This is a genomic window from Streptomyces mesophilus (assembly GCF_011044995.1).
GTDB lineage: Bacteria > Actinomycetota > Actinomycetes > Streptomycetales > Streptomycetaceae > Streptomyces > Streptomyces mesophilus.
This window is the reverse complement of the sequence record NZ_JAAKZW010000263.1, coordinates 1-10,579: the sequence shown is the minus strand read 5'-3', so window position 1 is coordinate 10,579 and position 10,579 is coordinate 1. Positions and strand designations below refer to the sequence as shown.

At 70.7% G+C, this 10,579-nt stretch carries 7 protein-coding genes; 6 read left to right on the top strand and 1 reads right to left on the bottom strand.

Annotation, left to right across the window (positions count from 1 at the left end):
• Both G6045_RS35520 and G6045_RS35515 read left to right on the top strand, forming a co-directional pair.
• Positions 1-1,690, top strand: a 1,690-nt coding sequence (locus G6045_RS35520) for an outer membrane protein assembly factor BamB family protein (RefSeq protein ID WP_206344616.1), incomplete at its 5' end; no start/stop codon positions are given.
• A gap of 161 nt (positions 1,691-1,851) precedes the next feature.
• Complete coding sequence (locus G6045_RS35515; protein WP_165336337.1) at positions 1,852-3,789, top strand: acyl-CoA dehydrogenase family protein; 1,938 nt, start codon at positions 1,852-1,854, stop codon at positions 3,787-3,789.
• A gap of 47 nt (positions 3,790-3,836) precedes the next feature.
• Here G6045_RS35515 and G6045_RS35510 read toward each other — a convergent pair whose 3' ends face one another.
• The gene (locus tag G6045_RS35510; RefSeq protein WP_165336336.1) at positions 3,837-4,541 is read right to left on the bottom strand and encodes a methyltransferase domain-containing protein; all 705 of its coding nucleotides are present in this window, start codon (positions 4,539-4,541) and stop codon (positions 3,837-3,839) included.
• Between the two features lie 20 nt (positions 4,542-4,561).
• Here G6045_RS35510 and G6045_RS35505 point away from each other — a divergent pair, with 20 nt between their 5' ends.
• The 4 genes from G6045_RS35505 (at position 4,562) to ispG (ending at position 10,448) form a co-directional block, all read left to right on the top strand.
• Complete coding sequence (locus G6045_RS35505; protein ID WP_165336335.1) at positions 4,562-6,361, top strand: arabinofuranosyltransferase; 1,800 nt, start codon at positions 4,562-4,564, stop codon at positions 6,359-6,361.
• Positions 6,362-6,477: 116 nt separating this feature from the next.
• Positions 6,478-7,764 carry a 1-deoxy-D-xylulose-5-phosphate reductoisomerase gene (dxr, locus tag G6045_RS35500; RefSeq protein ID WP_165336334.1) on the top strand — a complete coding sequence of 429 codons (1,287 nt, stop codon included), beginning with the start codon at positions 6,478-6,480 and terminating at the stop codon, positions 7,762-7,764.
• On the top strand, positions 7,761-9,068 hold the full coding sequence (locus G6045_RS35495) for a M50 family metallopeptidase (protein ID WP_165336333.1): 1,308 nt from the start codon (positions 7,761-7,763) through the stop codon (positions 9,066-9,068). Before dxr ends, G6045_RS35495 begins: the two co-directional genes overlap by 4 nt.
• A gap of 222 nt (positions 9,069-9,290) precedes the next feature.
• A complete protein-coding gene (gene ispG / locus G6045_RS35490) occupies positions 9,291-10,448 on the top strand; it encodes a flavodoxin-dependent (E)-4-hydroxy-3-methylbut-2-enyl-diphosphate synthase (protein WP_165336332.1) in 1,158 nt (385 codons plus the stop codon).
• Positions 10,449-10,579: the final 131 nt, after the last annotated feature.

Here is a 10,579-nt window from a genome sequence, read left to right as displayed (position 1 = left end):
CCGCCCCGGCACCCCCGCCTACATGGCCCCCGAACAAGCCACCGGCAGCAGCGCCGGAGACGCGGCCACCGATGTCTACGCCCTCGGCGCCCTGCTCGTCCTCACCGCGACCGGGCGGCCGCCGCGCGGCGAGGGCGAGCCGGCCGAGGTCCTCTACCGGATCGCCCACGAGGAGCCGCGGCTCGACTCCGTACCCGACGGCCTGCGCCCCCTGGTCACCGCCTGCCTGGCCCGCGAACCGGCCGCCCGCCCCACCCCCGCCGAGATCCGTGAACTGGCGGGCGCCGGCGGCTGGTTCGGCGACCGGCTGCCCCCGGCGGTGCTGGCCGACATCGGGGCGCGTACGGCCTACGCGGGAAGCATCGGCGTACGACGGCACACAGCGCAGGCCCCGGGGCCCGCGCGCCCCACCCGCCGCGCCCTGCTCGCCGGCGCCGCGGCGCTCGCCGTGGCCGGAGCGGGCGGCGCCGCCTGGTGGGCCGTCAAGGACGACTCGGGCCCGGTCGGCGGGCCCGCCCCGAAGCCGAGCCGGAGCTCGCCGTCCCGCGACACGGGCGGTGCGCCGCAGCCGCTGTGGACGTACCGAGGAGACCTCAGCGACAAGGTGTACGTACCGGCGCTGCCGTTCGGCGACCTCGTGCTCGCCGCGGGCTCCGACGAGGGCACCGTGATCGGCATCGACGCCAAGAGCGGCACCGCGCGCTGGACCGCCCGCGCCGGCGTCGGCTCGGCCCCGATCCCCTGCGCCGGAGCCGTCGTCCAGCCCACCGACGAGCCCGACGGCCGGCTCGCGGTGATCGAGGCGGCCGACGGACGCACCTGGATCTCCGGACCGCTCGGCCTGGACCCGCGCCGGATGCTGCTGCCCATCATCGGCAGCAGCGACCGCCTCGTCATCGTCATGGGGCATGCCCCCGGCGCCGATCCGGCGACACCTCCCGAGGAGCTCGACCGGGGTCTCGTCGCGTACGACGTCAAGGACCGCAAGGTGATCTGGCGCCGCTCCCTGGGCCGCAGCCCGGCCCGTATCGGGCACATGTCGGGCGACGACCGCTACGCCGTGCTCCTGGAGACCGACGCGGTCACCGCGTACCGCACCGCGACGGGAAAACCGCTGTGGCGGCGCGAACTCTCCACCGATCACACCTACGTCGATCCGTTCACCGGCGACGCCCGCCGGGCCATCGCCACCGACCACCGGACCGTCGTGATCAGCGGCCGCGGCTGTCTGGTCCTGGACATCGCGACCGGACGCACGGTGTGGAGCGTCGACCCGGAGGAGGCGGAGCAGGGCCTGCGGGAGGAGCAGAAGGGCCGGACCAACTACGGTGCGGCGACCATCGACGGGGACGAGCTGTTCATGGCCTTCCTGGGCCGCGAGATGTGGGTGGTCAAGCGCGGCACACGCAAGCGGGCCCGCAAGGGGACCTCCTGGCGCTGGAAGTCGACGGTCCCGCTGGCGCCGCCGCCCGCGATGCCGCCGTATCCGGCCGGGAAGTATCTCTTTCCGCCGCTCGCGGAGACCGCGGATCTCGCGGCCATCGCCGTGGACCCCAGGACGATGAAGACGGCCTGGACGTACACAATGCCCAGTGAACCCACCGGCGCGATCCGCTACATGGCCGACAAGAACCGTCTGTACATCAGCCGCGGCACCACCCTCACCGTGCTTCCGCTGAACGGCGCGTGAGACACCGCCTGAGTCACCGCCCGGACGCCGATCACTGCGCGAGGACTGGTGGACAGGGGACGAATCGGGTACCAACGATCCAGTAGCACCAGCCAGTAACCGACCAGGGCAAGATCGGGTCAATCGACCCGGAAGCCTTCTTCGCGGCGAGGTGAGCCTGGATGAGCGCAGCACAACCGAAACCGTCCGTGAGCGAGCGCGAGGCCCGCCAAGTCGCCGAGGCCGCCCGCGAACAGGACTGGCGCAAGCCCAGCTTCGCCAAGGAACTGTTCCTCGGCCGCTTCCGCCTCGACCTGGTCCATCCGCACCCGATGCCCGCCGACGAGGACGCCCAGCGCGGTGAGGAATTCCTCGCCAAGCTGCGGGACTTCTGCGAGACGAAGATCGACGGGGCGCGGATCGAGCGCGAGGCGAAGATCCCGGACGAGGTGATCAACGGGCTCAAGGAGCTCGGCGCGCTCGGCATGAAGATCGACACGAAGTACGGCGGGCTCGGCCTCACGCAGGTCTACTACAACAAGGCCCTCGCGATGGTGGGCTCCGCCAACCCGGCCCTCGGCGCGCTGCTCTCCGCGCATCAGTCGATCGGGGTGCCGCAGCCGCTGAAGATCTTCGGGACGCAGGAGCAGAAGGACACCTTCCTGCCGCGCCTGGCCCGCACCGACATCTCCGCGTTCCTGCTCACGGAACCGGACGTCGGCTCGGACCCGGCCCGCCTCGCCACCACCGCGGTCCCCGACGGCGAGGACTACGTTCTCGACGGCGTGAAGCTGTGGACCACGAACGGAGTGGTCGCCGACCTTCTCGTGGTCATGGCCCGCGTCCCCAAGTCCGAGGGCCACAAGGGCGGGATCACGGCCTTCGTCGTGGAGGCCGCCGCCGAGGGCGTCACGGTCGAGCACCGCAACGCGTTCATGGGCCTGCGCGGCCTGGAGAACGGTGTCACCCGCTTCCACCAGGTCCGCGTCCCCGCGTCGAGCCGTATCGGATCCGAGGGCGCCGGCCTCAAGATCGCGCTGACGACCCTCAACACCGGCCGTCTGTCGCTGCCCGCCATGTGTGTGGGCGCGGGCAAATGGTGCCTGAAGATCGCGCGGGAGTGGGCGGGGGAGCGCGAGCAGTGGGGCAAGCCGGTCGCGCACCACGAAGCGGTCGGCGCGAAGATCTCCTTCATCGCCGCGACGACCTTCGCCCTCGAAGCCGTCCTCGACCTGTCCTCGCAGATGGCCGACGAGGACCGCAACGACATCCGGATCGAGGCCGCGCTCGCCAAGCTGTACGGCTCGGAGATGGCCTGGCTGATCGCCGACGAACTGGTCCAGATCCGCGGCGGCCGCGGCTTCGAGACCGCGGAGTCCCTCGCGGCCCGCGGCGAACGGGCCGTCCCCGCCGAACAGGTCCTGCGCGACCTCCGTATCAACCGGATCTTCGAGGGCTCCACGGAGATCATGCATCTGCTCATCGCCCGCGAGGCCGTGGACGCCCACCTCAAGGTCGCCGGCGATCTCATCGACCCGGAGAAATCCCTCTCCGACAAGGCGAAGGCCGGCGCGAAGGCCGGCGGTTTCTACGCCCGCTGGCTGCCGAAGCTGGTCGCCGGACCGGGACAACTTCCGCGTACGTACGGGGAGTTCCATCCCGAAGGGCACGCCGACCTCTCCGCGCACCTGCGCTTCGTCGAACGCGCCTCGCGCAAGCTCGCGCGCTCCACGTTCTACGCGATGTCGCGCTGGCAGGGCCGGATGGAGACCAAACAGGGCTTCCTGGGCCGGATCGTCGACATCGGCGCGGAGCTCTTCGCGATGAGCGCGGCCTGCGTACGGGCCGAACTCCTGCGCACCACCGAGGACTACGGCCGCGAGGCCTACCAACTGGCCGACGTCTTCTGCCGCCAGTCCCGCATCCGCGTCGACGAACTCTTCAACCGCCTGTGGAGCAACACCGACGACCTGGACCGCAAGGTGGTCAAGGGCGTCCTGTCCGGCACGTACGGCTGGCTGGAAGAGGGCATCGTCGACCTGAGCGGCGACGGCCCCTGGATCGCGGACGCGACCCCGGGCCCGTCGAAACTGGACAACGTGCACCGGCCGATCCGCTGAAGCCCCTGCCGGGTGAGGGGAGTTGGTGACAGGGCGCGTCCAGGCTCCTAGACCTTCGCGCCGGGCCTGCCCGTGACGGGCCTGCGCCCGCGCGCGGGGTTGGCCTTGGGCCTCGGCACGTCCTGGAGACCGCCCACGTGGTTGGCGTACAGGCGGCTGAAGGCGCGCACCAGCGTCATGCGCTTCTCGGGGTAGCCCTTGGGCTTGCGGAAGACGCCGACGCTGTCGCCCCAGTAATTGCGCCGGTAGTCGATCCGCGCGTAGTCGTAGCGCCGGCTTCCCTCCAGGCGCGGCGGGAAGTCGGTGTGCGCTTCCACCATGCGCAGCTTGGCGTACGCGGCGAGAGCCCGGAAGGAGTCGGGGTAGTAGCGCCAGCAGTCCTGGCCGTAGTGCTCATGGCCCCGCGAGGGGACGGTGATGAACGCCCGCCCGCCGGGCTTGAGGACGCGCGCGATCTCCATCATCGTCACCCAGGGGAACGGAATGTGCTCCAGGGCCTGGCCGGAGATCACGAAGTCGGCGCTGCGCGACTTGACCGGGAAGGTGTACGGCCGGGGCATCACCCGGTCCACGTTCTCGCCGGCTTCGATGTCGATCCCGATGTAGTCGATGTCACGGTCCTCGAGCACCATGCGGTGGTTCAGGGACTGCGCGGCGATCTGGGATCCCACGTCGACCACTGTGAGCCGGCGGTCGGCGGGCATGTACTGCTCGACGCAGATACGCATGTGATCAAGGGCGGCTGGATGCATGGCCCTGGCTCCTCGACTCGGTGGTCCCCTGGGCCCGCCGCCGCCTCGGGCCCGGGCTCGCGCTCGGCGCCACGCTCGCCGTACTGGCCGCCCTCGCCGTCCAGTTCGCCGCCGCCCGCTTCCCCATCGCCGAGCCCACCCGCGCCGACACCGTCGCCACGGCCACCTCGACCGCCGTCCTGCTGGCCGCGCTGGCCCGGCTCACCCTGCGCGGGCGGCCAGGCCTCGCCGCGTACCCCCTCCTCGGCGCCCTGGCCGGCTGCATCCTCGCACTGCCCCTGCACGGCACCCCGCTGTTCCTCGGCGGACTGACCAGCGACAACCAGTTCCGTACGCAGTACGTGACGCGCTACGCCGCCGAGGCCGGGCTCGCGGACGTCACCTTCGACGGGCTGCCCCCGCTGTACCCGCCCGCCTGGTTCTGGCTCACCGGACGCGCCGCGCACCTCGCGGGCGCCGAGGGCTGGACCGCGTACAAGCCGGCCGCGATCACCACGGTGGCGCTCGGCACGGCGCTCGCCTACGGGCTCTGGTCCCGGATCGTGACGCCCCGCCTCGCCCTGCCGCTCGCCGTCGCGACCCTGCTCAGCGCGTTCCAGGCCCCCGCGTTCGGCGTGCACGAGCCGTACGCGTGGATCGTCGCCGCCCCCATGCCGCCGCTCGCCGTGCTCGCCCACCGTGCCCTCGCGGCCCGCCGCGCCCCGCGCGCCGTCCTGGCCGGCTGCGGGCTCTACCTGGGGATCGCCGCGCTCACCTACACCCTGCTCGCCGCGTTCTGGGCCTTCGCCCTGACCCTCATGGCCCTCACGCTCCTGCGCCGCCGCGGACCGCGCGCCCTGCTGCTCAGGCTGAGCGCGGTGGCGGCCGTCGCCCTGCCGCTCGCGCTGATCGTCTGGGGTCCTTACCTCGCCGCCGCACTCCCCGCCGGAATGCCGCCCAACCCCGCCCTGCGCTACATCCCGGTGCAGCAGACGTCCTTCCCGCTGCCGATGACCGAGCCCTCCGTCACCGGCGCGCTCTGCCTCGCCGGCACCGTCTGGCTGCTCGCCCGCGCCCACCGCGACGCCCTCGCCCGCGCCCTGCTCGCCCTCGTCGCCGCCTGCTATCTGTGGTGTCTCCTGAGCCAGTTGGCGGTCCTGGCCGGCGCGAGCCTGCTCTCCTTCCGCGTCCATCCCGTGCTCTTCGCCGCGCTGTACGCCTCGGGCGTACTCGCCGCGGCCGAGGCGCTGCGGTGGCGGCGCGAACGGGTCAGGCCCGCTGCTGTGGCCGCCGTCGCGGCGGTGCTCGCCCTCAGCGCCGTCCAGACCGTCCCGGACGCGCTGCGCCACGAATTCGACACCGCCTACGGCCCGCGCCCGCCCGCCGAGCTCATCCGCACCATCGCGCGGGAGACCGGCCGACCGCCCCAGGAGCTGACCGTCCTCACCGACAACTGGCGCCTCATGTCCGGCGCCGCCTACCACGGCTACCTCACCGCCGAACCCGTGTACGCCCACCCGCTCGCCGACTTCGCCGGCCGCACCGAGGAGGTCCGGGCCTGGTCCCGCCTCACGGACCCCGCCGCCTTCACCGCCCGCCTCGACCACGGCCCGTACGACGCACCCGATGTGTTCGTCCTGCGGCGCGCCTCGCACGCGATCCCGCACACGGACGAGCCCCCGCACGCGTACGCGATCGACCTCGGCCGCGACAACTACCCGCACCAGCCCAACCGCATCAGCCTGCCCACGACGCTGCCCGCCGCCCTCTTCTCCGCGCGGGACTTCGCGCGCCGGGACGTCGGCCCGTACACCGTGTTCGCCCGCAAGAAAGGGGCGTAGAAGGGGCGTAGAAGGAGCGCAGAAGGCAGCCGTCCGTCCGGAAGGGAGTGATCCATACGTAGGGGAAAGGTGACACCCGGTCCTGGGACCACAGGAGATGGGGCAACAATGGGGGAATGAGCGACAGCCCAGCCCCCCTCGCCGATCCGCATCTCGTCTTCGATCCCGTCTCCATCGAAGACGGAGCACGTGAGCTCGCGATCCTCGGCTCCACCGGCTCGATCGGCACGCAGGCCGTCGACCTCGTCCTGCGCAACCCGGACCGGTTCCAGGTCACGGCCCTGTCCGCGAACGGCGGCCGGGTCGGACTCCTCGCGGAGCAGGCGCACCGGCTGAAGGTGCGCACCGTCGCCGTGGCGCAGGAGGCCGCCGTACCCGCACTGCGCGAAGCGCTCGCCGCTCAGTACGAGGGCTCCGAGCCGCTCCCCGAGATTCTGGCCGGCCCCGACGCGGCCACCGAAGTCGCCGCGTCCGCCTGCCACACCGTGCTCAACGGCATCACGGGCTCCATCGGACTCGCCCCGACCCTCGCCGCCCTCGAAGCGGGCCGCACCCTCGCGCTCGCCAACAAGGAGTCGCTGATCGTCGGCGGCCCGCTGGTCAAGGCGCTCGCCAAGCCGGGGCAGATCATCCCGGTCGACTCCGAGCACGCGGCCCTGTTCCAGGCGCTCGCCGCCGGCACCCGCGCCGATGTGCGCAAGCTCGTGGTGACGGCGTCCGGGGGCCCGTTCCGAGGCCGTACGAAGGCGGAGCTCGCGGACGTCAAACCCGAGGACGCGCTCGCCCACCCGACCTGGGCCATGGGCCCGGTGATCACGGTCAACAGCGCGACACTCGTCAACAAGGGACTCGAAGTCATCGAGGCCCATCTGCTCTACGACATCCCCTTCGACCGCATCGAGGTCGTCGTCCACCCGCAGTCCTACGTGCACTCGATGGTCGAGTTCACCGACGGCTCGACCCTCGCCCAGGCCACCCCGCCCGACATGAGCGGACCGATCGCGATCGGCATCGGCTGGCCCGAGCGCATCCCCGACGCGGCGCCCGCCTTCGACTGGACCAAGGCGTCCAGCTGGGAGTTCTTCCCGCTCGACACCGAGGCCTTCCCGTCGGTGGGGCTCGCCCGGCATGTGGGGGAGCTCGCGGGCACGGCTCCGGCGGTGTTCAATGCCGCCAACGAGGAGTGCGTGGAGGCCTTTCTCAAGGGCTCACTGCCGTTCAACGGGATCATGGAGACCGTCACGGAGGTCGTCGCCGAACACGGCACACCCCGATCGGGAACTTCCCTGACCGTCGCGGACGTCCTCGATGCGGAGACCTGGGCACGCGCCCGGGCCCGTGAACTGGCGGGGCTCACCTCCCGTACGGAGAACAACCAGGCGACCGCGGAGGCTCGTGCATGACGACCTTGATGATGATCCTCGGCATAGTCGTCTTCGTGATCGGGCTGCTCTTCTCGATCGCCTGGCACGAGCTGGGGCACCTCTCCACGGCCAAGCTGTTCGGGATCCGCGTACCGCAGTACATGGTGGGCTTCGGGCCGACCATCTGGTCCCGCAACAAGGGCGAGACCGAGTACGGCATCAAGGCCATCCCGCTCGGCGGCTACATCCGCATGATCGGCATGTTCCCGCCGGGCCCCGACGGAAAGCTCGAGGCGCGGTCCACCTCGCCGTGGCGCGGAATGATCGAGGACGCGCGCTCGGCGGCCTTCGAGGAGCTGAAGCCGGGCGACGAGACGCGGCTCTTCTACACGCGCAAGCCCTGGAAGCGCGTCATCGTGATGTTCGCCGGGCCGTTCATGAACCTGATCCTGGCCGTCGCGATCTTCCTCGGCGTCCTGATGACCTTCGGGTGGAACGAGCAGACGACCACGGTCAGCAGGGTCTCCGACTGTGTGATCACGGCGAGCGAGAGCGTCAAGCGCGACACCTGCCGCAAGACCGACCAGGAGACCCCCGCCAAGGCTGCGGGCCTCAAGGCCGGTGACAAGATCGTCGCGTTCAACGGCGTTCCCGTGACCGAATGGTCGGCGCTCCAGTCCAAGATCCGCGACACGATCGGCCCGGCCACCATCACGGTCGAGCGGGACGGCGCGAAGAAGGAACTGCACGCCACCCTGATCAAGAACCAGGTCAGCAAGACCGACGGCGACGGCGGCTATGTCGAGGGCAAGTACGTGGACGCCGGCTTCCTCGGCTTCACGCCCGCGTCCGGCATCGTCGAGCAGTCCTTCGGTGAATCCGTGGACCGTATGGGCGAGATGATGCAGAACGGCGTCGAGTCGCTCATCGCCCTGCCCTCCAAGATCCCCGACCTGTGGGACGCCGCCTTCGGCGACGGGGAGCGCAAGCAGGACTCCCCGATGGGCGTGGTCGGCGCGGCCCGCGTCGGCGGCGAGGTGTTCACCCTGGACATCCCGCCGGAGAACCAGATCGCGATGATGCTGTTCCTGGTCGCGGGCTTCAACCTCTCCCTGTTCCTGTTCAACATGCTCCCGCTGCTGCCGCTCGACGGCGGCCATATCGCGGGTGCGCTCTGGGAGTCGCTGCGGCGGAAGCTGGCCAAGCTGTTCAAGCGGCCCGACCCGGGTCCGTTCGACGTCGCGAAGCTGATGCCCGTCGCCTATGTGGTGGCCGGAATCTTCATCTGCTTCACGCTCTTGGTCCTTGTGGCCGACATCGTCAACCCGGTCACCATCAGCTGATCACGTGCAGTTCACGGCGGCCGCCGAAGATGGTGGTGGGCCGGGCATCAAGAGGGCTGGGGTATCCCGGGGTGTCCGGGGGCTCCTATTCGTCGCCCCCGGCGGGTGGCCCGCCCCACGGCGATGTGCCCGGCCCACCGGCCGTGGCGTAATCTCGAACGCTGGAGCCCGCCCATCCCGGGACCATGATCCACACCTCCACACCTTGGGGTTGCACAGCAGATGACTGCGATTTCTCTGGGAATGCCGTCCGTGCCGGTCACTGTCGCCGAGCGCCGTCGCTCGCGGCAGATCCAGGTCGGCACCGTGGCAGTCGGCGGGGACGCCCCTGTCTCGGTGCAGTCGATGACCACGACGCGCACCTCGGACATCGGCGCCACGCTCCAGCAGATCGCCGAGCTCACCGCGTCCGGCTGCCAGATCGTGCGCGTCGCCTGCCCGACGCAGGACGACGCGGACGCGCTTGCCACGATCGCGCGCAAGTCGCAGATCCCGGTGATCGCGGACATCCACTTCCAGCCGAAGTACGTGTTCGCGGCGATCGAGGCGGGCTGCGCGGCGGTCCGTGTGAACCCGGGCAACATCAAGCAGTTCGACGACAAGGTCAAGGAAATCGCCCACGCGGCGAAGGACCACGGCACCCCGATCCGTATCGGCGTCAACGCCGGTTCGCTGGACGCGCGCCTGCTGAAGAAGTACGGCAAGGCGACCCCCGAGGCGCTCGTCGAGTCGGCCCTGTGGGAGGCGTCGCTCTTCGAGGAGCACGGCTTCCAGGACATCAAGATCTCGGTCAAGCACAACGACCCGGTCGTGATGATCAACGCCTACCGTCAGCTCGCCGCCCAGTGCGACTACCCGCTGCACCTCGGCGTCACCGAGGCGGGCCCCGCCTTCCAGGGCACCATCAAGTCGGCCGTGGCCTTCGGCGCGCTGCTCTCCGAGGGCATCGGCGACACCATCCGCGTCTCGTTGTCCGCTCCTCCGGCCGAGGAGGTCAAGGTCGGCCTCCAGATCCTGGAGTCCCTGAACCTCAAGCAGCGCCGCCTCGAGATCGTCTCCTGCCCGTCCTGCGGCCGCGCCCAGGTCGACGTCTACAAGCTCGCGGACGAGGTGACCGCCGGCCTCGAAGGCATGGAGGTCCCGCTGCGCGTCGCGGTCATGGGCTGCGTCGTCAACGGCCCGGGCGAGGCCCGCGAGGCCGACCTCGGCGTCGCCTCCGGCAACGGCAAGGGCCAGATCTTCGTCAAGGGCGAGGTCATCAAGACCGTCCCCGAGTCGAAGATCGTGGAGACCCTGATCGAGGAGGCGCTGAAGATCGCCGAACAGATGGAGAAGGACGGCATCCCCTCGGGCGAGCCGTCGGTCTCGATCGCGGGCTGAGTCTCGCGTTCTGCGTTCAGCGTCCGCTTTCCGCTTTCCGCTTTCCGCTTTCTGCTTTTTCGCTTACGCCCCGTGGGATGTGGTCCTGCGGGGCGTTGGTGTGTTGTGGGCGGTGGGAGCGGGCCGGCGGG